The 25711-nt window shown below is 37.6% G+C and carries 23 protein-coding genes and 3 pseudogenes; 21 read left to right on the plus strand and 5 right to left on the minus strand.

The genetic code is table 11. The features are described from left to right. Positions 1-3 precede the first annotated feature (3 nt). Both JK635_RS12465 and JK635_RS12470 read left to right on the plus strand, forming a co-directional pair. Positions 4-459, plus strand: a complete 456-nt coding sequence (locus tag JK635_RS12465; RefSeq protein WP_202654248.1) for a DNA phosphorothioation-associated 4-like protein — start codon at positions 4-6, stop codon at positions 457-459. A gap of 399 nt (positions 460-858) precedes the next feature. Next, complete coding sequence (locus JK635_RS12470; protein WP_202654249.1) at positions 859-1629, plus strand: alpha/beta fold hydrolase; 771 nt, start codon at positions 859-861, stop codon at positions 1627-1629. A 77-nt stretch (positions 1630-1706) separates the two neighbouring features. Here the strand turns inward: JK635_RS12470 and JK635_RS12475 are convergent, their stop codons facing one another. Then, positions 1707-2252, minus strand: a complete 546-nt coding sequence (locus tag JK635_RS12475) for a phosphatase PAP2 family protein (protein ID WP_202654250.1) — start codon at positions 2250-2252, stop codon at positions 1707-1709. Between the two features lie 210 nt (positions 2253-2462). Here JK635_RS12475 and JK635_RS12480 point away from each other — a divergent pair, with 210 nt between their 5' ends. The 3 genes from JK635_RS12480 to JK635_RS12490 all read left to right on the plus strand — a co-directional run bounded on the left by JK635_RS12480 (position 2463) and on the right by JK635_RS12490 (position 4192). Next, positions 2463-2978: a DUF1572 family protein gene (locus JK635_RS12480; protein ID WP_202654251.1), complete on the plus strand. Its 516-nt coding sequence runs from the start codon at positions 2463-2465 to the stop codon at positions 2976-2978. A gap of 81 nt (positions 2979-3059) precedes the next feature. Continuing rightward, a complete protein-coding gene (locus tag JK635_RS12485) occupies positions 3060-3371 on the plus strand; it encodes a hypothetical protein (RefSeq protein ID WP_202654252.1) in 312 nt (103 codons plus the stop codon). Positions 3372-3649: 278 nt separating this feature from the next. After that, complete coding sequence (locus tag JK635_RS12490; RefSeq protein ID WP_202654253.1) at positions 3650-4192, plus strand: transposase; 543 nt, start codon at positions 3650-3652, stop codon at positions 4190-4192. Between the two features lie 117 nt (positions 4193-4309). On the opposite strand, the gene JK635_RS12495 is transcribed toward JK635_RS12490, so the two are convergent. Continuing rightward, the gene (locus JK635_RS12495) at positions 4310-5080 is read right to left on the minus strand and encodes a sporulation protein (RefSeq protein ID WP_202654254.1); all 771 of its coding nucleotides are present in this window, start codon (positions 5078-5080) and stop codon (positions 4310-4312) included. An 817-nt stretch (positions 5081-5897) separates the two neighbouring features. After that, positions 5898-7241, minus strand: a complete 1344-nt coding sequence (locus tag JK635_RS12500; protein WP_202654255.1) for an RNA-guided endonuclease TnpB family protein — start codon at positions 7239-7241, stop codon at positions 5898-5900. Between the two features lie 333 nt (positions 7242-7574). Here JK635_RS12500 and JK635_RS12505 point away from each other — a divergent pair, with 333 nt between their 5' ends. The 16 genes and pseudogenes from JK635_RS12505 (at position 7575) to JK635_RS12585 (ending at position 24168) form a co-directional block, all read left to right on the plus strand. After that, complete coding sequence (locus JK635_RS12505) at positions 7575-8033, plus strand: hypothetical protein (RefSeq protein WP_202654256.1); 459 nt, start codon at positions 7575-7577, stop codon at positions 8031-8033. 140 nt (positions 8034-8173) lie between these two features. Next, entirely contained in the window at positions 8174-9694 is a 1521-nt protein-coding gene (locus tag JK635_RS12510) for a cobalamin-dependent protein (protein ID WP_202654257.1), read from the plus strand. Beyond that, the gene (locus JK635_RS12515; protein ID WP_202654258.1) at positions 9694-10722 is read left to right on the plus strand and encodes a uroporphyrinogen decarboxylase family protein; all 1029 of its coding nucleotides are present in this window, start codon (positions 9694-9696) and stop codon (positions 10720-10722) included. Before JK635_RS12510 ends, JK635_RS12515 begins: the two co-directional genes overlap by 1 nt. 426 nt (positions 10723-11148) lie before the next feature. Next, positions 11149-11811 (plus strand): type I restriction-modification system subunit M N-terminal domain-containing protein, encoded by a 663-nt coding sequence (locus JK635_RS12525; RefSeq protein WP_235888039.1) that lies wholly within the window; start codon positions 11149-11151, stop codon positions 11809-11811. Beyond that, positions 11775-12077, plus strand: a complete 303-nt coding sequence (locus JK635_RS12530) for a hypothetical protein (protein ID WP_235888040.1) — start codon at positions 11775-11777, stop codon at positions 12075-12077. Before JK635_RS12525 ends, JK635_RS12530 begins: the two co-directional genes overlap by 37 nt. A 149-nt stretch (positions 12078-12226) precedes the next feature. Beyond that, positions 12227-12811 (plus strand): YgjP family zinc-dependent metalloprotease, encoded by a 585-nt coding sequence (locus tag JK635_RS12535; RefSeq protein WP_368857091.1) that lies wholly within the window; start codon positions 12227-12229, stop codon positions 12809-12811. A gap of 41 nt (positions 12812-12852) precedes the next feature. Beyond that, entirely contained in the window at positions 12853-12963 is a 111-nt protein-coding gene (locus tag JK635_RS25500) for a hypothetical protein (RefSeq protein ID WP_368857092.1), read from the plus strand. Positions 12964-13181: 218 nt separating this feature from the next. Next, positions 13182-15590 (plus strand): UvrD-helicase domain-containing protein, encoded by a 2409-nt coding sequence (locus JK635_RS12545; protein WP_202654260.1) that lies wholly within the window; start codon positions 13182-13184, stop codon positions 15588-15590. Continuing rightward, entirely contained in the window at positions 15583-18087 is a 2505-nt protein-coding gene (locus JK635_RS12550; protein ID WP_202654261.1) for a PD-(D/E)XK nuclease family protein, read from the plus strand. Before JK635_RS12545 ends, JK635_RS12550 begins: the two co-directional genes overlap by 8 nt. Then, complete coding sequence (locus tag JK635_RS12555; protein ID WP_202654262.1) at positions 18071-19738, plus strand: UvrD-helicase domain-containing protein; 1668 nt, start codon at positions 18071-18073, stop codon at positions 19736-19738. Before JK635_RS12550 ends, JK635_RS12555 begins: the two co-directional genes overlap by 17 nt. Before the next feature lie 9 nt (positions 19739-19747). Continuing rightward, positions 19748-19963 (plus strand): annotated as a pseudogene (locus JK635_RS24270) (YdbC family protein); the annotation flags it as partial. Positions 19964-20325: 362 nt separating this feature from the next. Then, complete coding sequence (locus JK635_RS12565; RefSeq protein ID WP_202654264.1) at positions 20326-21246, plus strand: restriction endonuclease; 921 nt, start codon at positions 20326-20328, stop codon at positions 21244-21246. 167 nt (positions 21247-21413) lie between these two features. Then, positions 21414-21740, plus strand: coding sequence for a nucleoside triphosphate pyrophosphohydrolase (locus JK635_RS12570; protein WP_202654265.1), 327 nt, complete (start codon positions 21414-21416; stop codon positions 21738-21740). Between the two features lie 172 nt (positions 21741-21912). Next, positions 21913-21978, plus strand: a pseudogene (locus JK635_RS12575) (histidine phosphatase family protein); the annotation flags it as partial. 603 nt (positions 21979-22581) lie between these two features. Beyond that, positions 22582-23811 (plus strand): DNA polymerase IV, encoded by a 1230-nt coding sequence (locus JK635_RS12580; protein WP_202654266.1) that lies wholly within the window; start codon positions 22582-22584, stop codon positions 23809-23811. 12 nt (positions 23812-23823) lie between these two features. After that, complete coding sequence (locus tag JK635_RS12585; protein ID WP_202654267.1) at positions 23824-24168, plus strand: YolD-like family protein; 345 nt, start codon at positions 23824-23826, stop codon at positions 24166-24168. 416 nt (positions 24169-24584) lie between these two features. On the opposite strand, the gene JK635_RS12590 is transcribed toward JK635_RS12585, so the two are convergent. Continuing rightward, positions 24585-24956, minus strand: coding sequence for a DUF4158 domain-containing protein (locus JK635_RS12590; protein WP_202654268.1), 372 nt, complete (start codon positions 24954-24956; stop codon positions 24585-24587). Positions 24957-24999: 43 nt separating this feature from the next. Then, positions 25000-25551, minus strand: a pseudogene (locus JK635_RS12595) (recombinase family protein); the annotation flags it as partial. Between the last annotated feature and the right edge of the window lie 160 nt (positions 25552-25711).

Raw genomic sequence — 25711 nt, forward strand, 5'->3', positions numbered from 1 at the left:
ACCATGGACTTTCTAGCTGGACAAGCCTTGCTCTACACGAGCAAAAAATACGAAGAAATCTATTTTCACTTAAATCAAAAATACGAAATCAAATACCAGGACTTATTTTTATTATGTGCCACTCTGGGCTTTAAAAAGAACCGCAAAGCAAGCATCGGCGAGCGCGGCCGGGAGCTCAGGACGAACTACCTGAACACTCGGCAAAAGGCCACGGTCTATTCGATCATTTTAAGTGATGAAGAACTGGGCAGAAATATTGAGGCATTTGATGAAGATGATGGGTTTCCGAAGAAAGCAAGAAAGCGTCTTGAAGAGTACGCTGAGGGCGGTATGGAGATTCTCGTCGAGGAAGTATTCGGCCACCGCTGGGACGGCCACAAGCTCGATGAAACCTATACGGAATATGAAGTGGATTTATTAAGCTATGTATATGCGGATTCTTGTGAGGTACCATTTTAAAAACAATCATAACCATCTTTCAATGGGTGGTTATGATTTGATCTTACATAAATCTCCATTTGCCGGATGGCTTTATCCTATTTCTTCCAAATGGTTTTGTCTCATCGGACTATAAAAGACAGTTGGACCCTTTTTCCAAGTGGTATTGTCCCATAGAATAGATCCACCATTTTGAGCCCGATTGGTAAAAATATTGGCCTGATTCCAAAGACTGATTTTATTTTATCCCAAAATGCGATTCATGGAGAATAGATCAGGGCTTCAACTTAGCCGACCTCTTTTATAAAGGATTAATATGGGGCATGGCGGAGCGAGACCAATCGAATAATACTGATAAGTTGTGTGAAAATAATGATGTCTGACAAGGAATGATAGTTGCCTTATGAATGGGGGATTTTGATGCCACTATTAGATGGAGTCGGGGACGGAATATACTACAGGGTTAACGGCGAGGGTACGCCACTTGTGTTTATCCATCCACCGCTACTCACAAGTTCCAATTTTACATACCAAGTGGAAGGCTTGTCGCAAAAATATAAGGTCATTACGTTTGATGTCCGAGGTCATGGGCGGAGCGGCTTTTCTGAGGAACCCATCACTTATCGGATGATTGTGAATGATATCATCCAGCTTTTAGACCATCTTCAACTAGAAAAAGCTATTTTTTGCGGCTATTCGACGGGAGGGTCTATCGTATTGGAATGTTTGCTGACACAGAGAGAACGGGCTTTGGGTGGAGTTATTATTAGTGGAATGTCCGAGGTAAGGGATTTTTATAACGAAAAAAGGATCTCTATAGCAACCTTTCTTTCAAAAGTAAGGGCAAAAAGGCTGCTGGCCTTGGCGATTTCGTTGGGAAACTCGAATTCGAAAGAGATATTTAAAAAAATGTACCGAGAATCATTAAAGGGCAATGCACGAAATATTGCCCAATACTGTCAATATAGTTTGCATTATAATTGTACCCAGCAATTATCTACCATTGATTTACCGGTTTTATTGGTCTATGGGCACAAAGATAAGTTTTTTCACCGATATGCCAAGATTCTGCATGAAAAACTGCCAAATAATCAATTAAGGATCATCGATGAAAAACATCAAATTCCCACTAAATCAGCAAAAGAATTAAATCAAGTGATTGATGAATTTGTAGCGAAAATACAAGATTAGACAGAAATTGTCTGTAAAATAAAGGGATTATTCCAAAACAAGGAATAATCCCTAAAGTTTATTTAGAGGACAAAAAATCAAAAGTTCTTAAGTGGTTGAAGGGCACGTTTAACCAACGGTTTCCAACTCAATTCTGTTCGTTTAACCATATACGCCACAATTTTTCCAATGACAGCACTTCCGGCGATATCAGACGGATAATGCTGACCCATCCAGATTCGGGAAACTCCCACCATGACCGAGAGCAGCCATAAAAAGGCCCCTGCCACCTTGTGAAAACAAAATACCGAAGCTGCCATAGCAAAAGCAAGCGAAGTATGTTTGCTAGGAAAGGTTGAATCCTTTTCCGATGGAACTGGCGATAATAAATTCACTTCACGGGTTAAAAAAGGGCGTGGTCGAAAAAAGAACGACTTAATGAGTGAGCAAACTAAATAGGTAACCCCTAAGGTAAATCCCGTATTTACAGTCATCCTTTTGTCATCAGTACACCGGAACCAAAGGATGATAATGACAAAAAGATAAACAAATCGGGCTTTTTTTGAGATCAATATCATTAGTGAATCTAACAAGCTGGATGTTCCTGCATATTGGTTAATAGCCTTGAATATTCTCTCGTTCATGCAAAAGTCTCCTTGTTCTTTTTAACCGCCATTTCTAGTATAAGCGCAAGATTTGGGAATATGCATAAGGGTCCTTATAGTATGTTTCTCGTCTAAGGCTTTTCTAGAAATTAGAAATTTTCTTTTCTTTGAAATTGTGGTAAAATTACCCACATACATTACCATAAATTATGGTATCTTCACAGAAAATTTTCGAGGGGGTATGGGTGGATGAATATTGGAAGTGAATACTTAAAAATTGTTATTGCAAGATTAAAGAGCGTAAAAAGCCTGGGAGATAAAACGATCAGCCAATTATCAGAGGAGGACATCCACTGGCAATATAATCCGGAATCGAACAGTGTTGCCATCATCGTCAAGCATCTTAGCGGCAACATGATCTCAAGATGGACCGACTTTTTAACAACGGATGGAGAAAAGGAAAACCGCAATCGTGATGATAAATTCGTAGATAATATTACTCCCATGTCAGAGCTGATGGCCATTTGGGAAAAGGGCTGGCAAACATTGCTACAAACCTTAACCAGTTTAACAGAAGAGGATCTACTAAAAAATGTATACATCCGCGGGGAACGACACTCAGTTCTTGACGCCATTGAGCGACAGGTCACCCACTATGCCTCTCATGTTGGCCAGATTGTGTATATTGGCAAAATGCTAAAAAATGATCAATGGGAGAGCCTCAGCATTCCGAGGGGACAGTCCGAAAAGTGGTTTTCAGCCTGAAAATTAAAAATAGAAAAACCCACGAATGTTGATGTTACGGGCATTATAGATTGCGAATTAAGGATGTTAAGGAGAAAACTTATGAGAAAGTATTTTGTTATTGCTTTATGTGCGATAGTTATCATTGGTGTTATTTTCGTAGTGATTGATAAAAACAAGGAAGAAAATAATGCAAGCCATTTTGCGTTCACTACTCAACAAAAAACAGCTATTAAAAAGGCGAAAATGTCAGGCGGGGATTTATCTGACGCGGAGGTTGACACTTTTACTATTGGTCAAGGAAAACTACTACTGGATCAATATTTAAAAAAACATGACCCATTATTTTTTCGATTCCATCTAAAGCAATCAACTCTGGATAAAACGATAAAGGAGATTCGTCTTGAAAATTAAAAAAAGATTCCGGTGCGCAAAGTGCTCAAAGTAATTGATCGTTTGCGCACCGCCTTACCACTTAGGCATTTGTATTTTTGGAAGTAGTTTGTGAGATTCATAGTTCAAAAAGAGGAGGACTAATTATGCTTAAGAAAATAAAAAAAAATTTATCTTTAATAGGAGCGATATGTTTACTCATTATCACAATAGCTTAAAATTATTCTTTACGGCTACACACAAGAGGTCTATTCCTGTCGCGGCATTGAAAAATTGACAAAAGAAAATATTCCAACCATGTGGCTAGCTGCCATGCAACAGCTGGAGATGAAAAAGAGCCACGATTTGAGTTTCTTATTCCTTATGGCAGCTATTTACAAGAACAAACACGCAAGTATAAAAAGGACATCAAAAATGCGAAGAACTGGACCTATATCGAAGCGGATGACTGTTTTATTTGTCCGAACGGAAGGAAAGTGACGTTTGAAAAAAATCAAAACAAAAAGAATCCGTCTGGCTATGAGCAGAGCTTCAAAATATATGAAGGTGAAGATTGTACAGATTGCCCACTAAAGCCCCAATGCACAAAGGCAAAAGGGAATCGCCCAGTTCACTGGAACACAATTTTTGAAGAAATGAAAGCAAAGGCCAAAGGAGCCCTTGAATGTGATAAGAAGGCCGCTATCTACGCTCGACGAAAAATTGAGGTAGAAAGTGCGTTCGGTCACATCAAGAGCAATCAGTCGTTCCGCAGATTTTCGTTGCGGAGACTCGATAAAGTTCATGTCGAGTTTGGAATAGTGGCTTTGGCCCACAACATACTGAAAGTAGCGGGCAATTAGCCAGCTATTTTCAGAGAAAAATAGAAAAAATACAAAGGCAAGAGGAGAAAAACGAAAAGTTTTTCTCCTCTTGCTTCATTTTAGGGACTTATCAGACAGCCCCTTGTTTTTTTGTGTTTACGAATATCGCTGGATCACTGTTTGCAGTTTTTGCTGTAAGTATGGAATATCCGAGGCGGTGACGGATAACCTTAGATTCGTTTCATCCGTCCCCAAGGCTTCCGAGAACAAACTTGCCAATCCGCGCGCACGGCGATCCACCTGGAGCAACAGATCAAGTCCACCGTACCCCGATGGCAGGAACACGACCTCCAGTTCATCCAATCTGCCGCGGAATGGACCAGAAACCGGCACAAACTCAAATTCCTGAACAAACGGCAAGCGGCTGCGCAATCTTCTTGGTGCTTCCTCACAGTCAGCCTCTCGGATTTTAAAGCCAAGGTTATCGATGGCATTAAAGACGGCCGCCATTAACCGGTTCGGAATAATCTTCAGATAGTCTTTATCACTTGGGTCCACAGCGCCTTTTATATCCAGACCGGTGGTGACCCAAATCTTAGACCTGCCGATCGACAGGGGAGTGTCATAAGGGAGTTGAAAAGAAAAAGGAATCTCTTTTCTTTCATTTGCTGCAATGTTGAATGGCGCCGTTACTCTAAAGCGGTCGATGGTGGCTGTAACGTTATATTTTCGGTCATCGGATTCTCTTAAATAATTGGTTTTTAGGGACAGGTAAATTTCATCAATCTGCTGGTTCACCTTTCCTCCTCTAATTTCCACAATACCCTTGACAGTCTCGCCGGGCATGTACGTGTCTTTTTCAAGCTTTGTATCCACGGTTGCCGATCCGATGCCTACACTGGCAAAAACTTTATTAAAAAACGACATGGCTACTCCCCCTTTTTTAGCTAATAGTGGAAGCATAAATTTTTTCCAAATTTTATGCTTTCCTATGTTGCATCAATTCCAACTACGCCTGATGAACCGTCCTTATGGACTCGCCAGTCGGCCAGTTTTCATTTAATGACTTCGACGTAATATACGTTGAAATGAATGATTGGTTTCGTTTTTTTGAATTTTTTTCAATTAAATCCGATGTTGAAAAAGATACCATTTAAATGGAAATACTATAGATTAAAACTGGTAAGAATGAATCAAGAGGCCACGGAAAGCTGCCGAACATGTTGAGGAAACTGAAAAGGAGGCAGATGTTCCTCAGAAGGATGATTAGAAAAATGAAGTCGCCAAGCTAGCACGGATGTTAGGCGTCGTGTTGAATTATTTGACAGACAATGAATTGGAAGAGATCAACATTGAATTCCTGTTGGATGAGACGGAAGGTCTTCGAGACTGGAGGGAGCAATACCAGGAGAGCACAAAAAACAGCTGGAGGAACGAAGTCAACTACCCCCACTGAGGTGAATCTTTTCAGTGGGGGCTTGAGTTTGAACTCTAGGTCTTCTCGTCTATTGCTAGACTGTTTGACGCTCTAGAATTCATGCCACCTTACAGGCGACACCCCAAGTATGTTTTTGGTTGGTACTGGCGACGTACGATCGTTTTCCCACTTGCACCCTCCCTACCATGAGTGAAGGTTCTCCGAATGGATACGGTGAAGTCATAGCCTTACGAACTATGTACTACAAGCTCCGGCACAAAAGTGACGAATACACATGGATGGTTGACACACCCACTAAGCTATGCGCTAGGCAACAGCCTTACGTTTTTGTACTGCCAATAAGAATGGCGTTTTCACTCTGAAATTTTCATCAAATTCTACAACCTCTGATTTCCGTAGCGTATTCAATGCGCCGTTGATGTCGGCATGAATACAACGCCCTGCTTGACTTTGATACAAACCACGTGTTACTCGTTTACCACTGAAGTGGTGGGGAGTTTGATCGTCTTTTGACCAAACAGGGATATTGTCTCTATCCAGGAAACTAGCTTTGGAGGTATAGCTTTCTTCTTGTCTTTTGAAAAGAATGCCTTTTTTTAAGCATTTATTTTCAATGGCAGATAGGAGTTTCTGAAATGGAATTGGGACAAACTGTTGATTATTCTTTTTTCCCATGCCGCCTTCTTGTTTCCAACCAGCGTTATAACCTATCACAATCGTATCAATGTTAAATTCCTTCACTTTTTTGAACAATAAGCCGACAGCTTGTGAGAAATATCCGTTCATTTGAGCTTCGCGATTGTTCCAAAGTTCTGCTATTTTATTGGTTACAATCCGTTTAGAAAGGCCGTTTTCCATGTTTTTCTGTTGGAGATGGCTGATGGCTTTATGAAAGTATCGGTTGATCGATTTGAGTTTTTTGCCGTCAATTAAGAAGGTATCGCCTTGATTCGTTGCACAACTCAATAATCGGTCTACACCTAAATCACAACCCAAAGCGTTCATCGTGGTCGTAGGTTGTTTTTTCATTTGAGCCACATACACTTCATACGTGTAATGCACCTCAAAGAACCGACCTTTTTGCTTAGGTTTGATTTCAATATAGGAGATTTTCCGGTTTAATAAGTTCTTCGGCATTCGAATTTTGATTGAACCAAAACGCTTTCTGAATTCCACGTTCATGGGAATCGTCCAAAATCCATCTTGATCTACTTTCGGAACTTGATAGATTTCAATCATCCGTTTTTTAGTGGAGCCAGAATACTTCGGAAACTTGGGACGACCCGTGAATGTTTCAGGAGTTTTCTTCCATTGTTCCAGTGCTTTAAAAAAGCTCGTTGCTTCCGAAAATAGCGTTCTACGAATCGCTTGAACGGAGTTGGATTGAAGGCCCCAATAGTTCACATCCGCTTGCATGGCAGCGTCCACTTCCTTCACCGTCGCCATCCTATTGTTGTGTAAGTAACATTGTTTTATGGTATATAATCCAACATTCCGCAGTGCTTTTGAACTATGAGTCATGCGTTGAAGTAGACGATATTCTTTTGCTGTGAGACTAGCTCGTCCAATATTTTGTTTTTGAGTGAACCGTTGAATGTTTTCGGTTTTCTTTTGTTTACGCAATACTTTAACTGCCTTTTTCCTGGTCATGTTGTTCACCACCTTTCTAGAGAGAGTTAACACTGAATGATGATTACTATCTAATTTTGTAATGATATCCATACACTTTCCATCTATGTCTAATTGTATCACTTGCACAAAGAATAAGCAAACGTTTGTTCTCTAATATAGTAGGATCATGATGCAAACCAAACAAAAGATTTCAGCCTATCGGCTGACGGAAATTCATCTCCACCTGAATGGTTGGGCTTCGCCCGTAATACAAATCAGATGGAGTCTTCTTGCCGAAAAGGATAAATTTATATTTTTCTCTAATTTGGAAAATAATAACATAGGAAATGAATAAATAAATTGGGTGATAAATTGAAAAAACTAATTCAGCTTGTTTTTCTGTCTTTATCTTTACTCGTAACTAACTCTTTTGCTCAGGCCACATCTGTACCATATGTACCGATATCCGGATCAGATGCGAAGTATATGACTTCCGAAGATATTCTTTTGGCATTAATCGAGCCAAAGATAGAAAAAATTGTTCAGGACCAATATAAGAGGAAATTTTCCAAAGTGAAGCCATTGAAGGTAATGGAAGCAGGAATGGTTTATCATCCGTTGGCAGACCAAAGCAATGGAGAAGGGGGCATTTGGTTTCAAATAGACGTGTTGATCCTTGTTGGTGATATAAAGAAACAACCCAAAATCGACAGAGCCGTCTTAAAAATTGATGCTCCATACATTGTGGGAGAGGACAGTCAATTTGCCAGTGATAAAATTAAGGGAATCACAGTGGAATTGGTCGAATATAAGAAAGGCTGGACCCCTTAAAGGGGCCGTCTATTGCAGGACCGAACATAGTACGTGCATGTTCGGTCTTTTTTTTCATGGATTGTTATAAAAATAGGTTTGAAAATGATATATAATTGTTTTAACAATAGATTAATCCTACTCATAAGGGAGGAGTATATTTGTCTAGTCAAACGTTTTTAGAAAAGCAAAAAGTGAAGTTGGAAAAACAGCTTACGATCCTGTGGTCACAAGTCAATTACTGTGAAGATATAGAATCTTCCTCAGAAGCGTTGGAAGATTATTTGATAAAAATGAAAGCGGTTTATACGGAATATACAGGGAATGATCATTACATAACGCTGATGGCGGAAAAAACAAAACAACATATTGATGAACAGTTGAACTTGTTTTTGGATGGCTTAAATAAAATGATTCAACTAAGAGAAAAATATGGTGAAATAAATTCTACTGTTCTTGAATTGAATAAAGAAAATGAAGAAGTAGACAAAAATATGGAACAAACCCTTAAATTACTGCGAGAAGTGTCTGCACAAACGAATATTCTAGCCATAAATGCTAATATTGAGGCGTACCGCCTGGGCCCAAAAGGAGATGTTTTTAAAATTATTGCAACGGAAGTAAGAAAACTATCAGATATCACTAGTAATGCTTCCGTGAATATGACCAACACCACAAGCAAATTAACAAAGCAAACCTCTGAAATGACACAAATCTTAAATGAGAACAATCAAACTTTATTTCAAGTGGTACAGGAATTAGAAAAAGGAAAAGAAAGCTTTATTTCTATGTATACAGATAGTGAAAACATTGTCACGGAGTCTATGGTTTTGGATGACACGCTAAAAACTATTTATGATCTAATTCAAAAGGTTTATACCATGGTGGAGTATAACAAAATGAGTTATGGCAATGTGAAAAGAATCCTTCTGCAACAAGTAGAGTTAACGAAGGAAATGATAGACGATATCAATCAAGAATTAGGGGTTTCAGCAAACTTTACGAGTTATAAAGGTGCAATCGATTTGTACCAGGAATTCTATAAAAATTTTAAAAATGAAAACTTGGAACATTGCCTGACCATTATTCACCATGCCCTTGATAATGGTGAAGATGCTGAATTTATTACAACGCAAATATTGGAACGAACCGTTGAATCAATAGGAAGGGAACAAATTGATCGACTTGTTCCTTTAAGTGAGATTTATGTGAACGGGAGAATTATCGAAGCTTGTTTAGATGTGTTACTTCCTTTATTAGAGAAAGACCAGAAGGGAAAAAAATTAGGAAAAATTATTATCGGGAATGCTTTCGGAGATTATCATGCACTAGGAAGACAAATTATCTCAACGTTTTTAAGGATGGCTGGATTCGATGTAGTCGATTTGGGACTGTCAGTATCGAATGAAACATTCGTTGAAGTTGTAAGAAAAGAAAAAGCAAACTTAATCTGTGTTTCGGCATTAATCCTGCATACCGCAGAGGAAGTCATACATTTAAGAGAACTTCTCGATAAAAAAGGATTAAGACATGTCAAAATACTGGTCGGGGGTGCACCTTTTAACTTTGATCCTCGTCTCGTTCAACGTGTAAAGGCAGATGCCATGGCTCAAAACGGGATTGAAGCGATTAAAACAGCAAAAGAATTGCTAGGTTTACTACATAAGAGGGTGGTTAAATAATGAATTCAAAAGAGCGTTTAGTAAAAGCGGTAACGTTTCAGGCAGTAGACAGGGTTCCTGTTGTACCTGTTGCTTTAACACAAGGGGCGAAACTTTTGAACCTTGATTTACCGACCTATCAAAAAAATGGGGAATACATAGCGAATGGACAATTAAAATTACTGGAACTGCTAGAACCTGATGCGGTTTTTGGTATGCCGCATGTGGTTGAGGATTTGACTCCTTGGGGGGTTCCGTTAACCTATCATCAAAACGGCTCGCCTACCGTTGGAAAAATGATTATCAGAAATGTTGAAGATATTCTAGACTTAAAGGTACCGGATCCTACTAATTCGATGGAAACGAAAGAAACACTAAAAGCGATTAGCATCTTAGCCAAAAAAGTGGGTCAACATACAGCGGTCATTGGTGGACTAATTGCTCCTTTTAGTTTACCGAGTATGCTGATGGGAACCGGTGCGTTTATGAGGTTGCTCTTAGAGGAAGATAGAAACGGAGATCAATATCTAAAGCTGTTATTGCATAAATGTAAACAATTTGTCATTTCATGGGCAAAAAAAATGGTGGAGGCTGGGGCAGACATTATTGTCATGGCAGATGGTATTGCGTCTCAGACGGTTATTAGCAGGAGATTATTCGAGAATCATGTACTCTCATTAGTCAAAGAAACCATTAAAGAAATCCCGGTGCCAGTGGTTTATGAAGCAGTTGGAAGTGCTCAAGGAATCATAGATTTAATTGCAATAACAGGTGCGGTTGTGACGATTCTTGATTATAATGATGATTTAAAGGAATGCAAAAAGATAGCAAATGGTAAAATTGCTATTATGGGGAATTTTAATAATATCGAGATGCTCAATTGGAATGCAATCAAAACGCAATTAGAGGTAAAAAAAGCAATCAATAAAGCTGCCAATGGATATGGATATGTTGTTTCATCTCAAGGTCCCGAAATCCCTTACAATGTGCCATTTGAAGTGATTGAAACAATGGTTAACGCTACGAAAGAGTTTGGAAAATATAAATAGCTTTTAAACATTGTTTTCACGGAGAAATAATTGTATGAATAGTCAACTTAAAAAGTGATTGTAAAAATGATGTGTTTGGGGTAGGGGAGCATCATCGTTTAGATTATGCCGTGTTTTCACCTCACGTACTAGGGGGCAGGTACTAAGCATTTATTGTCTGGGATGCTCCTCTCGGTTGTTTTAATAATTTCATTTCATTCCTGTAAATTAGTTTAAGTGAAATCATTCACAATTAATAAAGCCATCTTCTATTTTCCTTGGACATCCATTATAATGCTATCAACAGTTACCTGACCGAGCATATTGGATAGGGCAGCAGAAGGATGTATACGTATCAAAGAGAGAAAATGCTTTACAAGAAATTAATAGAAGAAAAGGAGTTGCTCTTTGAAGGGGTTGCTCAGCAATTACTAGGAGGAAAAAAGAATGATTGAACAAACATCACAAGAAAAAGTCAACAGTGTGTTATGGCAGGCAGCCGATACATTTAGAGGGAAAATTGATTCATCTACATATAAGGATTACATCCTCACCATGTTATTTATGAAGTACCTCAGTGATTCATATAAGGAGAAATTAGAGGATTACAGTAAACGGTACAATGGTGATGAGCAACGAATCCAACGTGCTTTGTCACGAGAACGGTTTGTGTTAGATGAAGCATCTACATTTGACTATTTATATAGTAAAAGAAATGACCCGGAAATTGGCGAAATCATCAACAAAGCATTGGAACGAATTGAAAACGAGAATACTGGAAAACTTCGTGGGGTATTCCGGAACATAGACTTTAATAGTGAGGCCATTCTTGGAAAAGCAAAAGAACGGAATGCCATGCTTCGATCTTTATTAGAGGATTTTAACCAGCTATCTTTGAGACCATCCCAATTAGGAAATGAAGATATTGTTGGTAATGCGTATCAATATATGATTGGATTATTCGCTTCTGATGCAGGGAAAAAGGGTGGGGAATTCTATACGCCTGCTGAGGTATCAGAATTACTGGCACGATTAGTTAAACCGCAAGAAAATGACCGTATCTATGACCCAACATGGAGAATCGCAATGCACAAGCCTTTTATGGCGTAACAAAAGATATTTTGAGCGAAACAAAAGAACCTGCTGCAAGTTATGACACGAATACGCTAGGTGAGCTAGCAGCAAAGATGGATGAAATTATAAAGACACATCAAAAAGTCGATTGGCATGACAATATAGAAATTCATAATCGGATTGCACAGGAACTGGACGATCTTCTCTTTGATTTTAAAGAAAAGCACAATATAGATATTGATTTTGATACGATTGATAAGATCATTGAGCAAATCAAAACGGTTGCTCTACGACGTTACTAAGGCAGGGAGCAGCATGGAAAAACATCAAATCGAGTTCGCTAATAAAGTCATTAATTTTATTGTGAAACGGAAAAAAGTAAAAAATGTCAATCTTAATGTGAAACCAGACCATTGAGGTTACAGCAAATGACCGAGTTCCGTTAGACTTTATTTCAGATTTTGTAAAATCAAAAGGTTCGTGGATTCTAAGGAACATAGGGCATTTCAATGATGTCCAACCATTAAAACAAAGCGAACGTGAATATGTAAGTGGAGAATCGTTTAGATATTTAGGAAAACAATATCGCTTACGAGTTGAGCAGACAACCGAAGAAGAAACGGTGAAATACTTTCGTGGATTCATCTATTTATATGTGAAAGTTACTGATAATGCTATCAGAAAGGCAAAGCTGCTGGACGAATGGTATCGAGAGAAAGCTCAGAAGACATACAAAGAATCGCTTGAAAAAATGTATCCATTGGTACAAAAGTATGGAGTGCAAAAGCCAATTGTTGATGTACGGTTAATGAAGGCTCGATGGGGGTCCGCTTTAACAGATAAAAACACAATTATGTTGAATACAGAACTCATAAAGGCACCAAAATACTGTATCGACTATGTGGTTCTCCATGAACTCATCCATTTTAAGTACAACGATCACAGCGAGAGCTTTTATCAAATGCTTTATTCATTAATGCCGGATTGGGAAAAGAGAAAGGCTATTTTGGATGAAGAAATTGTAAAGGACTTGTAATGAAGGAAGAAAGAGCTTCTAAATGGATTTACCTTACTACAATGAATTTTCCCAAAAATTCTTATGATTATGCCAGTTCGATAGACAAGCGAGTTATACTAATTGACGATCAACAATTTACTGACTTAATGTTTAAATATATACCGGGGTAACAGGTGAAGAAATATTTGTGACAAAAAAGCTATCTATTTCGGTGATGCACCTTTATCGATATAAATATTTCCTTATAAAGTTTCAAAAGTGACAGGTGTAATAATAACCTGCCACTTTTTTATTATTTGCATATATTTCCTTTACAAATTCTAGAACAAATGGATCGATTTATACTACAATAGAACTATATGAATTTGTGTCTATGAGGTGCTTTTAGATGATTGACGCCAACTATTCGGTTCTATGGTTTAGATCGGAAATTACTGATAATACATATAAGGTAATAGAAAACTACTTAAAAAACGGAATCAAGGTATTCTTTTTATCATTTGATGATAGTGAATTGATCTTAGTGAATCCTTTTCTTAAAGAAGCTAATAAGAACGGGCTTTTGATGCTAAGTGTGGTTCGCTATGCCCAAGAATGGGATGATAGAGAATTCCGTAGCTTTGATGGTAAACAAATAGATTCAGCGCTGTTAGATTATCTCGATGCCAACAGTTCTTTCAATAAAGAACAGTATCTGTTGGAGCACCAGCAAGAAGAGCAACATTATATCGTTAAAGCAGGCGCTGGAACCGGAAAAACCACGACCATGATTAACCGAATTTTATTTTTAAAGCATATGATCCCACAGCTCAACATGGGATCTGTCGTTATGATTACATTTACCAATGAAGCTGCCGCAAATATGCGGAAAAAATTATTGGAGAAGTTAAAAGGTTATTACGATTTGACTAAAGACAAAACCTATCTTGAATGGATGGAAGAGATCGGCAATATGTTTATCGGGACGTTTCACTCGTTTGCCAAAGAGTTCTTGAGTAATGAAGGTCAGCGGCTTGGTTTTTCTAAATCAATGGAAATTCGAAGCTTTAAACATGAGCAAAGAAAGCTGATTGAATACTATATTGACCAATTTGCCACAGCAAATCCGATAATCTACGAATCTTTCCGTTATTTACCGCATTATAAGCTCGTTAAAGCGTTTATGGGGATCATGGAGAGAATTAATAATAAATCAATTTCCTATGAATCTGTGCTTATGCTTGAGTATGGTTATGATAACCGAGGTTTTCATCAGATGGCCGCCTATGTAATTGAAAACGTGACAAAAGACTTAGTGAAAAAGAAGAATGATGAAGAGTCTTTAGAGATTAGTGATTTGATCAGCCGCCTCGGAGTCGTGCGTTCGATTCCACAAGAACAATTACATCTCCAGATTCAATATCTGTTTGTCGACGAATTTCAAGATACCGATGAGGCACAAGTATCCTTTGTAGCGTGGTTAGTAAGTCAGTATCAAAGCCAGTTGTTTGCTGTCGGGGACATTAAACAAAGTATTTATCGTTTTCGCGGGGCAGACTATACTGCGTTTAATCAGCTTAAGGGTTACTTGGAAACTGCCAATCAGCGCTATTTTGAATATTCTCTGCGCAAAAACTATCGCTCAGAAGAAATGTTAATTCACCAGTTTAATCAATTATTCCGAAAGTGGGATGGGGTCATTGAACACTTTCATTATGATGAAACGGACCATTTGCTAGCGGTTTTGGAGGATACGGTAGAAGAAGGATTGGTCACACTGCCACTTGAAACCACCAACTTAAGACATGTTCTCCAGCGTTTATATAAAGAAGATGTGGCTGTACTTGTCCGTTCTAATCGTCAGGTCCTTAAAATGGTTGAAGAAATTGAAAGCCAAGGTTTTTTCTGCGATGCCGAGATTTCAGGTTCCTTTTACCGCTGCTTGCCTGTTCGTGAATTTTATTTGCTGCTTAGAAGATTTACCCATCCAAAAGTCGCGAAAGATCGCTATTTGTTCCATCAATCTTCTTATGGGAATAATGAGCTGTCAATATCCGAGGTCTTTCAGTCTTTTACACAGGAGAAGCCATATGTACTAGATTTATTAGAAGAACGGGAAAATTGGATATTTGGTGGTGAATCATTCAAATCGCAATCAGCTTTGCCTGTACTGCAACAAGTAATTGAGCAAGTTAAACCACATGAAGTTTTTCGCCGCAGGTTTTACCAACATTTGCGAAAGCAATTTCCAGGTGAGGATATGGGAATGCAGAAACAAGAAGCCGTCGCCAAAATGAAAGAATACAAGGTCAATTTAGACCGACTGATTTATCTGTTAAAAAAAGAATTCGGAAATTTTGAAGCTTCATTGTATGATTTAGAACAATTTCTCACCATTAAAATGGCCACGGATACTATCGAGAATGAATGGAAGCTTCATGATGAAGTCTCCCATCGAATCAAGGTTATGACCGTACACAAGGCTAAGGGATTGGAATTCAATTATGTTTTACTTCCTTACACGAATAGTCCATTTATTAAGGATGGAATGACGGAAATATTATTGATTCCGGAAGCTGGAAATTGGAAGATTGGCTATCATATTAATTGGCAAGACCAAATTGTCGAAAACACTTTTTATCGAGATCATGTTAAAAACGAACAAGCGGAAACGATTGCAGAGGAGGCTAGGCTGCTCTATGTTGCCTTAACAAGAGCAAAAAAAGGAATTATTGCGCAGAGTACCGCTACCATGAATCCGTATTCCATACAATGTTGGAGTAACTTGCTGGAAAGTGGGGAGAACTTACATGTTTAGCATTAAATACTACCAGCACACAAAAAAGTTTTACGAAAATTTTCGATTACGTGATGAGGAACTTCACATCACACAAAGTGCGGCTTTTGCTGATTTCTTACGAGATAAGAATCCTCATGCACACGTCTACGGATATAAAGCATTTGTTAAGAAGCTTTTTCAGGAATGGAATCATCCGCATACGGAAGTGTATTTGCACTCGATTATCAGACAATTCCTGCATGAGAACGCACCGGAACGTGAACAAACCTATTACCAAAAGCGAGTCCAAGACTTCTATGTAAGCTTACGATTCTTAATGGAGATGGGTGGACTGACGCTTTATGAAGGCCCCAGCTTAAGGGACGAGCAAAAATTGCTGGTTAAGTTGATGAAGCAGATGTACCAAGACCCACTTGTTTCACAATATATCACAGAAAGAGCAAGTTTATCTAAGGAAAAAATTCGTGATAAGCTAGGGCTTCATTCGGATATCCAAACAATTTATTTGCATCATTTTGATTATATCGATGGCACAAGAATGATGTTGTTTCAGCTTTTGAAACAGGTAGGCTATGAGCTTGTATTTTATATCCCATTTCAGCCCGAGCTGCCTGAGCTGTATAAGCCTTGGCTTGAAATTTATCAATCGCTTAGTGGTGTTAATTGGCAAGATTGGGAGTGTGTAGAGTTTACAAAGTGGACAAGCGGGGCAAAATTTGCTCATTATCTAGATCAACATATGGAACACCAGGAAGCGGATAGGAACGATATAACGTTCTTGTCCTTTGAACACCCAACTAGCTTTAAAGATTATTTAAAACAAAATCCAATTCAAAAAAATGTCCACGAAGTGATTGCTGTATTCGAGGAAAACTTGAATATATTTACTGATTATTCGCACAAGGAGCATTTTTATGCCTCTTCCTATGGTCAATTCTTTCTCGCTTTACAAAACTGTAAAAAGACCGAGGCGGGTATTACCCTTTCCTATGATGATTATGTAAATATGATTACATCAGGTTGGATTCGGGCTGGAGATATAAATGGGATACAAGCTTTAACCTTATTGGTGGACCTGCATGATTATATGGATGGCATTAGCAACTTTCAGGATATCATGGAACGACTGCAAGCACTTGTGGAGTTCCAGGAATTTGGACGTGTCTTTGATGATCTTTCCAAAGAGCAAACAGGACGGAACCGGTTGAAACGATACTTAAGTAACCCGTTTCGTGCTTTTCCGTATGTACATGATTCCCGATACGATCTCACTGTAAAGCAATTAATCGAATGTACAAAAGATTTAGCGAGAAAGGTAAATCGGTTATTACCAAAAGACCAGGAGAAGCGCAATGTGCAATCCTACCTGCTCGAAATTCAGAGAATCTACTCTAGTGTAAAAGACAGCTGGAATGAGAAAGCTGCAGGGAAATTAGAGAATCTCTTTCGGACTGATATTCCAGCAACATGGGAATTTGAGCAGGCAGAGCTATTTCAACTATTAACCTATTATCTCGCATCACAGGAAGAACGAAATCAAAACAAAATTCAGAATTTTGACCAGTTAGTCGGAAAAACATTGTCCACTGAGCATATCCATGTGACGGGACTATCGTTAAAAACATTCCCGTGGAAAAGTCCATCGCTGCCGAATCTGTTAAATCACACATGGTTAAAAAACTGTGTTTATCATTCTTATATCTCGGCTAATCGGGATAGTAGGATCAATGCATTGTTAGTTGATTACTACTCACGGCAGGTTACTAGATATACAGCACTTTATGCTTTATTCCATTTAATTGCCTATGCCAAAGGCCGGATTACATTAAGTTTTATTGAGGAACTTCAAGAACATGATGGACCAAGTATTTACTATACTGTTTTAAAAGAGCTGTACGATGATTATGAATTCGACAATGAAGAGATAAGTGAAGAATTTGAGTGGGATCAGGAGGAGCAGCAAGAGCTTCAGGATATCCCTTCCGATGGCTTCGAGAAGATTCCAGATTTGCTTTGGCTAGACAGTGACTTTTGCCATAAAAAGTTTTTCCTCAATGCCTTTATTGAGCAGCATCCGATTTATGAAAAAGACTTCCACCAGCAGCAAGTTTTTGCAACGATCGGAAAATTGCTGATGGAACAGGGAGATGAGGAGGAGTTTCGTCAAGCTGTGTTCCCATTATTTCCTCAATGGACCCATACACATAAGCAAAACTTGCTAGATACGGCTTTCACTAGGGGATTACGTTCCTATAAATCATATGAGAATATCTATTATCCAAAGGCGATGAATCGCCTCCAACGTCTGTATAGCCGTTATGAAGTCACAAAGAATTGGAAGGCGAAACATCAGTATGATCATGATACATTTAAATTAAGGGACCACGTAAATGAATTAATGGATAATATTGATGATAAAAAGGTAACTGCTCGAAGTGGAAACCATTGCCGGATGTGTCCATATTTACATGTATGTAAGGAAGGAGAGTATGTCATCGATGCAAATGACAACTAGTCTTCATGAACTTCGCTTGAGCTTTGCTAGAAAATCTGCCCGAGCATGGCAGAACTATTTTGATGCTCATGGTTTACTGCCAAATATTACGTTAAGCCCTGAACAAATCTCCGTTGTTCAGCAGGAAGAAGATCATATGCTGATTAACGGATCTGCCGGCAGTGGTAAAAGCTTAACATTATTATACAAGCTGTTGAAAGTGATGGATCAGGAAAATGAGCCAAAGCGAATTTTGTATTGTTCTTTTAATACCACATTAATTGAGGATGCCAGAAAGCGGATCCGGCAGTCGAACAAATACCACCAAATCAAAGATAAACATACTCTGCACATGATGACGTTTCATAATGTGGCAGCTGGGATTTTGAAGGAGATTGGCTTTAAAAATAGTCAATTCTTAAAGGTTACCCTTGAGAATTTACATAAATACGAGGATCGGATAAAGTATCGGACTATTGTTTTAACTAAAAACTTTATAGATAGTGAAGCGCATAAGCAGCTTCCTAGCGAACAACGGCTGTATAAAACGCATGATGGAACTTTTTTAATGGAAGAAATCTTATGGATGAAAGCAAATGGCTTTATAACAGAAGAGCAGTATTTTCAATGTGAGCGAGCCGGAAGGGGAAGCAATCCGCGGTTAACGAAGGAGCAGCGACGAACCATCTTTTACCTTTATAAAGAATATCAAAAGATACTAAAAACACAATTCCATGATCATTTAGATTTAGAAGACTATGCCTTGCTTCTATTAAGGTATTTAGAGGCGATCCCTGAATCATTAAAATATGATTATATTTTTGTAGATGAGGTTCAAGACTTGCAAGCCATGCAATTAAAGGCTCTAGTTGCCCTTCAAAAAAAATCAATCGTTGTATCAGGTGACCCTAAACAAAGAATTTATAAGCGCAGCCCATTTTCTTATAAAGAACTAGGTTTAAATATTGAAGGAAGAAAAAACCGTAACTTAAAAACAAATTACCGCTCCACAAAGCAAATTATGGAGCTCGCTAGTTCGATAAAATTTTTAGATGAAGAAAATGATAGGATGGACGATCAGAAGTTTGTCCGCGAAGGGGATAAACCGTCCATTCATTACTTTAAGCAAAACACAGCGCTTATTAATCATATTATTAAAGAGATAAATAGTATTCAAAAACAGGATCCGGAAGCAACGATCGCCGTTGTTCATCGCTTTGATGTAGAGAGTCAAAATGCAAGGCAATCCACGATATTTTTCGAGTTAAGTCGCAATTTCGATGTCATTACAACAGCAGAGTATGCTAAGCGTTTCGATTTTGATCGCCAACGGAAACCTGTATTCTTTACAGATGCCTTTAGTGTCAAGGGACTTGAATTCGATTATGTGTTTGTTATTCACTTCGATAAGGATCATTACCCTAGTATAAAACGTATCGAGGAACTAAACAAACGGGCTGGAGATAAGTTTAGCGTTAACTATCAGAATGATTTGGATAGCATACTAAATGATGAAAAGAAGATACTGTATGTAGCAATTACAAGAGCCAGAAAAGAGGTTCAGCTGCTGTATACAGGCGCAAACTTTAGGACGATATCACAATCTATTCGCGATTTTAACCGAGATGCTTTTGATGCATACGGTTTTGATCCCACAATTTATTGTCAATAGAGGGATAGTATGGCAAAAATCACGTATGAAATTAAGAAACAACTTGGAGTCCTTTCCTCCCAGTCAGGAAAGGGCTGGAAGAAAGAATTGAACTTGATAAGCTGGAATGGCTTTGAGCCTAAATACGATATCCGTGACTGGGACAGTACCCATATCAAAATGGGAAAAGGCGTGACGCTAACAGAAAATGAATTAAAAGAGCTTTATGCCGTTTTAAAGGGAATGTTCGAGGATGACAGAAATGGACAAACAACATCCACGACTCAGAAAAGAAATGTTGAAGAAGAGGTTACGAATTTTGTAAATAAAGCACCATTGTTTATGCAGGAAGTGAAGAACTTAATAATTTACATGACAGAAAAAGGCCACTCTTCAGAGCTAAAAAGGAATATTCTTCTTGGACAAGCACCTGCCGAAGCAGAACTAGCTTTAATTAATGAGGTTGAGAGTTTAAGCAGTATTTATCGTGTGTTTTATGATGAATTTCGTAGTTTTCTATTGGATTTGGATGAAGAGCATTTACCTCAAGTATATGCTCTATTGGCAAATTAGATTATGACCGATACCAAGGTAAGGAGTTATCATTTATGTCTATCCCTAATTATCAAAGATTTATGTACCCCTTTTTAGAATTATTACGTGATCAAGAAGAGCATACATTACAGGAAGCTTATAGATACTTAGCTGACTATTTTAATTTAAGCAAAGAAGAACGAGCAGAGTTACTACCTAGCGGCAAACAATTAGTGTTCCAAAATAGGATAGGTTGGGCGAGAACTTATTTGAAAAATGCAGGATTGCTAAAAAACGTACGTAGAGGTACGTTTATAATCACCGAGCGAGGGTTGGAAATTCTTAATAACCCAGAAATCAATGAATTAACGCAACAAAATTTACTAAAGTATGAAGAGTTTCGGAAGTTTAAAAAAATAAATGACTCTTTGGACGAGGATAATCTTGAATTCAATACACATGGAATTCAAGAAGAACAATTAACCCCTCAAGAAAAATTGGAGGAAAGCTTTAAGGTACTAGAAAAACAAGTAAGTGAGGAATTGTTGGATAAGGTGAAGAGTTGTTCACCTGATTTTTTTGAGCGATTAGTAGTCGAACTTTTAGTCTCCATGGGATATGGAGGTTCCATTGAAGATGCTGGTAGAGCCATTGGAAGAAGTGGAGACGAAGGTATAGATGGAATAATTAAAGAGGATGTCCTTGGGTTAGATATGATTTATGTACAAGCAAAAAGATGGGAAAATATAGTTGGTCGACCGGAAATTCAAAAATTTGCTGGTAGCTTAGAAGGCATGCGTGCTCGAAAAGGAGTTTTTATTACTACATCTGATTTTACAAAAGAGGCAAGGGAGTATGTAGGGAAAATTGAAAAGAAGATTATCCTTATGAATGGTTCTGATTTAGCAAAGTTTATGATGAAATTCAATGTTGGCGTTTCCGATGTCATTCAGTATACTATCAAAAGAATTGACTTAGATTATTTTGAGGAGTAATGAATCCTATTTTATTTAATTAGCTGTTGTAAGTAAATTTTCACATCTACGTTAAAAATACTAAAAACGGAGGATGAGATGACAAACCAACCCTATCCTAACTCTCCTAATAATCATATTTTTGGAGTAGATAAAATGACATATTATTATATTCGGAGGAATCAATCATGCCAATTCACAATAAACTTGTCCGAGACCGCATACCGGAAATCATCGAAAACACAGGAAAAAAGTTTTCTACGAGAATATTAGATGACCAAGAATATATAAAAGAACTGAAAAAGAAAAGCTTCGAAGAACTGGATGAATATGTAAATGCTGATAATGACAAAGATGCTATCGAAGAGCTGGCCGATCTACTAGAGATCATCCATGCCCTGGCAGAATGTCACGGAGGATCAATTGAAAATGTTGAGGAAGTCCGCCGCCAAAAAGCTGTAAAGCGGGGAGGCTTTAAAGAAAAAATTTTCTTAATTGAGGTTGAAGATGACTAATGTCCAACTATTTACCAAGGAATTAGGAGAACAATTAATCGAGAAAATCGAAAATGCATCCACCATTTGAATAATGAAACCTTAGAGGTTTGTAAGCGTAAAATAATCCCCACCTGTGAACCAGGTGGGGATTATTTTACGCTTACATATTAGCTGAAGGAAGAATTTGAGATTGTCAAAAACTACATTGTACATAGTAAGGCATGGACAAACAGAATGGAATGTCCAGAAGAGGATGTAAGGACATAAGGATTCCCCATTAACGGAATTAGGGGTCTTACAGGCCCAATGGGCTATATGAATCTTTAAGTAATCTTGAATTTGATGGAAGAGACCCTAATTATTTGTTAAAGGATTATTGGGGCAAAGGGCACGATCATATGATTTGGAGGATCAAAATCAGCGATTTGGTTTTAGATAAAAGTTAGTGTGTTCTCCTCAAAAAGTGCATTTCTTCAACATAGGGTAAAGCCATTTTCTTATTAAACTGATTTGTGAATTTGTATGTAGCACATGGTAAAAAAACAGCAATTCAAAGAGAGCTTTGTGATAAAGAGTAATTTTAGCATGTGCTTTCTTTCCAATTCAAACATGACCATTCAGATTTGGTTTAAACTGAATGAATTTTACTTTATACTCTTTCGAAACAAATTGTTAAGAAGAAATTTGACCATGTTCAAAAAAGCATTTTGGACGAAGTTGTTAAAATCAGGATTTTATTATATAAATTAGTAATTTCTTATATTTTATAAGTTTGAACTATTTACCAGTATTAAACGAACATACTTTCGCATATAATAAATACGAAAGTATGTTCTTTTTTATGAAAGGAGATAATGTGATGGGTGATAAAGTGATTTTCCTTGCAGATATCCAATCATTTTATGCATCAGTTGAAAAAGTTAGAAATAGTGAATACAAAGATAAACCTCTAGTTGTAGCCGGTGATCCTGAACGCAGATCAGGTATTATACTTGCTGCATGTCCACTTGCGAAAAAGTATGGTATTAAAACCGCAGAGACATTATGGGAAGCTCAAAATAAATGTCCAGATCTAGTTGTAGTTAGACCACATATGCAAACTTATATAAATGTCTCGTTAGCAATTAGCAAGATCATGGAGCAATTTACTGATTTAGTCGAACCATTTTCAATTGATGAACAGTTTATGGATGTCACGGGTAGTCAAAAGTTATTTGGGAATGAATTTGAAATTGCTAAAAAGGTTCAACAGAAGATAATGAATGATACAGGGGTATATGCAAGGGTAGGTATTGGTAAAAATAAGATTCTTGCAAAAATGGCATGCGATAATTTTGCGAAAAAAAATGAGACGGGAATATTTAAGCTGAATGAGACAAATATGGAGCAACTTTGGAAACTGCCTATTGGAAAGATGTTTGGCGTTGGACAAAAAATGGAGAAGCATTTGCAAGGTATGGGCATCTTTACGATCGGACAGTTAGCTAAATTTCCAGTTGGTTTACTTAAAAAGCGTTGGGGAATTAATGGAGAAGTACTATGGCAGACTGCTAACGGTATTGATTACTCACCTGTCACAGTTAAAACACATAATCAACAAAAGGCAATAGGGCACCATATGACGTTGCCCAGAGATTACACTAATTTGGATGAGATAAAAATAGTTCTTCTTGAATTATGTACTGAAGTAGCAAGGAGATGTAGAAAAAAAGGATACATGGGTGTTACAGTGTCATGTGGAGTACGTGGTGCTAGTTTTGATTTCCCAACAGGATTTCATCGTCAAACAACTTTACCAGTGGCTTCTAATTACGATTTAGATATTTTTAATGCTGCTTATCAATTACTAAAACAATTTTGGGATAAACAGCCGATCAGGAGTCTAGGTGTTTCATTATCTAATTTGCAACCATCTGATAATTATCAAATTGATTTATTTGAAAATTATTTACGAAAAGAAAAGCTAAATTCAGTATTTGATGCTATTTGGGATAAATATGGACGTACAGCAATATATAGGGCTTCTTCATTAACTAAAGCAGGTCAAGCTTCTGAACGTGCAAGAAAAATAGGTGGACATTATAAATAGAGGTGATTCTAAATGGTAGTGAATAAGTTAAGCAAAGGTTATAATTTACGGTGGGAATCGAGTCGGATGATGCTACCTGAACATAGAGAGCAACTATTAGAGGAGAAGCGTAAAGAACAAAAATTTAACCCGCCTATATTAGACGATGACCAGCTTCAAGAAATTAACCGTGTGATTGCTAAATCAATTGAACAAGAGCGAGCAGTTACGATAACCTATGCAGAAAAATATGGAACCGCAAAATTTTGGGGATGGATTCAAAAAGTAAATATAATTGAAGGATGGTTAAAAATTATCAACGATAAAGATATTCTAAGGCTTTCCTTTGAGCGCATTTTACAAGCTGAAATCTGCTAATAGTGTAAGAAGACACCAATTTCTAATCGGTGCCTTCTAAGCTGAGATCAACTATATCTATACCATGAAGGTGAAGTTTTCGAAGTATACGAAGGTTATGAAGGAACAATTGTTGATAGCGCTCCTTCACCCTATGATTTATTTAATGCATGAGTAAAATACGGTTATTTGTCGGAGGAAGGGGCTGTCTATTAAGGGGTCTGACCTCACATTACTCCAAAGTGAATTACCCCAATATAGCATATTAAAAATTAAAAGGTAGAAAACAAATTTGTGGAACTTAATGATAGATATTAAATAGACAGAGCATTAAGGTTTCTTCTTGAAACAATAAGTATTGCTCCGCTGCTTTTTTCTAATTGAATCAAAGGGGAATTTCTTAGGTAAGAAGTCTGGCTGGATTCCCCACAACTGTCTCACCATCCCCAACACTTTTTAACACAACAGCTCCCATACCAATAACAGCATTTTCGCCGATTTCGGATCTTTTGTTGATATTTACGGGTAACTCGAGATGGTTGGATATCAAGTGGAGTATCCTGTGATAAGCTTAAGCAATCTCGAATATGTTCAATGATCCCTTTCGGGATGGAGCTCCCCTTTGGGAAGTACCCCAATTTCTGAAACGCTTTCAGCAGCACCATAGCCTTCAGCAAAAATTCTGATCCCCGCGCAAAGGAATAAACAAATTGGATTTCCTCTATTGTTGGAGTATAGATTTGATGTAGTTCTTTTTTCGTTAGGTTTCGTTTAAATCGAGGATACGCTGTTCTCTCAATCGATGCCATAACATAACTCCCTTGATTTTTTCTAAGATATTTTGAACGTTTATTTTTGTAAATATCGGTAAAGAGTGGCCCTACTAATTCCAGTCATTTCAACAATTTCCTTCACACTATATTGCTCGGTATTATAAAGTTTGATTGCTTTTGTAATCTCTCTTGAATTAACTTTTGGTCGTCCTCCTTGCCTACCACGCGCTCTGGCACTTTTTAATCCCTCTTTGGTCCGTTCAACAATTAAGTCACGTTCAAATTGACTAAATGCTTGGAACACTGTCATCATTAATCTTCCTTGTGGTGTTGATGTGTCGAAGTTTTCTTTTAAACTGATTAATTTTACATCGTGTTCCTCAAAATAATTGACTAAATCAATTAAATCTTTCGTACTTCTACCTAAACGTGAAAAACTCTCAACTACTACAATATCACCCGGTCTTAATTTATCCTTCAGCCGGCCTAGTTCAGGGCGATCAGCCTTTGTTCCTGTCATTTTTTCAGTCAATATTTCATTGCAATTATGTTTTTCCAATAAATCAAGTTGTCGAGCTAATTCTTGTTGCCGGGTACTTACCCGAGCGTAACCATAAACATATGAACTCATTTAAAATCATTCACCTCTATGTAAAATAGTATCATAAACGGTGGTAATAGATATATAGATTTTAAGTAATGTTTTGAAACATCGAAAGGTTATTAAATCGAACAAAATTTGTTCAAAATAAAAAATCTCAAAAACAATCGTTTTTGAGATTTTATTATTG

Source organism: Neobacillus paridis (genome assembly GCF_016765675.1).
GTDB lineage: Bacteria > Bacillota > Bacilli > Bacillales > Cytobacillaceae > Neobacillus > Neobacillus paridis.

Coding starts and splice junctions, on each gene's coding strand:
- JK635_RS12530 (WP_235888040.1), top strand. CDS start 11,775: ATGGAGAATCGCAATGCACAAGCCTTTTATGGCGTAACAAAAGATATT.
- JK635_RS12500 (WP_202654255.1), bottom strand. CDS start 7,241: ATGACCAGGAAAAAGGCAGTTAAAGTATTGCGTAAACAAAAGAAAACC.
- JK635_RS12515 (WP_202654258.1), top strand. CDS start 9,694: ATGAATTCAAAAGAGCGTTTAGTAAAAGCGGTAACGTTTCAGGCAGTA.
- JK635_RS12485 (WP_202654252.1), top strand. CDS start 3,060: ATGAGAAAGTATTTTGTTATTGCTTTATGTGCGATAGTTATCATTGGT.
- JK635_RS12545 (WP_202654260.1), top strand. CDS start 13,182: ATGATTGACGCCAACTATTCGGTTCTATGGTTTAGATCGGAAATTACT.
- JK635_RS12480 (WP_202654251.1), top strand. CDS start 2,463: ATGAATATTGGAAGTGAATACTTAAAAATTGTTATTGCAAGATTAAAG.
- JK635_RS12465 (WP_202654248.1), top strand. CDS start 4: ATGGACTTTCTAGCTGGACAAGCCTTGCTCTACACGAGCAAAAAATAC.
- JK635_RS12555 (WP_202654262.1), top strand. CDS start 18,071: ATGCAAATGACAACTAGTCTTCATGAACTTCGCTTGAGCTTTGCTAGA.
- JK635_RS12565 (WP_202654264.1), top strand. CDS start 20,326: ATGTCTATCCCTAATTATCAAAGATTTATGTACCCCTTTTTAGAATTA.
- JK635_RS25500 (WP_368857092.1), top strand. CDS start 12,853: ATGAATTTTCCCAAAAATTCTTATGATTATGCCAGTTCGATAGACAAG.
- JK635_RS12590 (WP_202654268.1), bottom strand. CDS start 24,956: ATGGCATCGATTGAGAGAACAGCGTATCCTCGATTTAAACGAAACCTA.
- JK635_RS12495 (WP_202654254.1), bottom strand. CDS start 5,080: ATGTCGTTTTTTAATAAAGTTTTTGCCAGTGTAGGCATCGGATCGGCA.
- JK635_RS12470 (WP_202654249.1), top strand. CDS start 859: ATGCCACTATTAGATGGAGTCGGGGACGGAATATACTACAGGGTTAAC.
- JK635_RS12550 (WP_202654261.1), top strand. CDS start 15,583: ATGTTTAGCATTAAATACTACCAGCACACAAAAAAGTTTTACGAAAAT.
- JK635_RS12580 (WP_202654266.1), top strand. CDS start 22,582: ATGGGTGATAAAGTGATTTTCCTTGCAGATATCCAATCATTTTATGCA.
- JK635_RS12585 (WP_202654267.1), top strand. CDS start 23,824: ATGGTAGTGAATAAGTTAAGCAAAGGTTATAATTTACGGTGGGAATCG.
- JK635_RS12475 (WP_202654250.1), bottom strand. CDS start 2,252: ATGAACGAGAGAATATTCAAGGCTATTAACCAATATGCAGGAACATCC.
- JK635_RS12570 (WP_202654265.1), top strand. CDS start 21,414: ATGCCAATTCACAATAAACTTGTCCGAGACCGCATACCGGAAATCATC.
- JK635_RS12525 (WP_235888039.1), top strand. CDS start 11,149: ATGATTGAACAAACATCACAAGAAAAAGTCAACAGTGTGTTATGGCAG.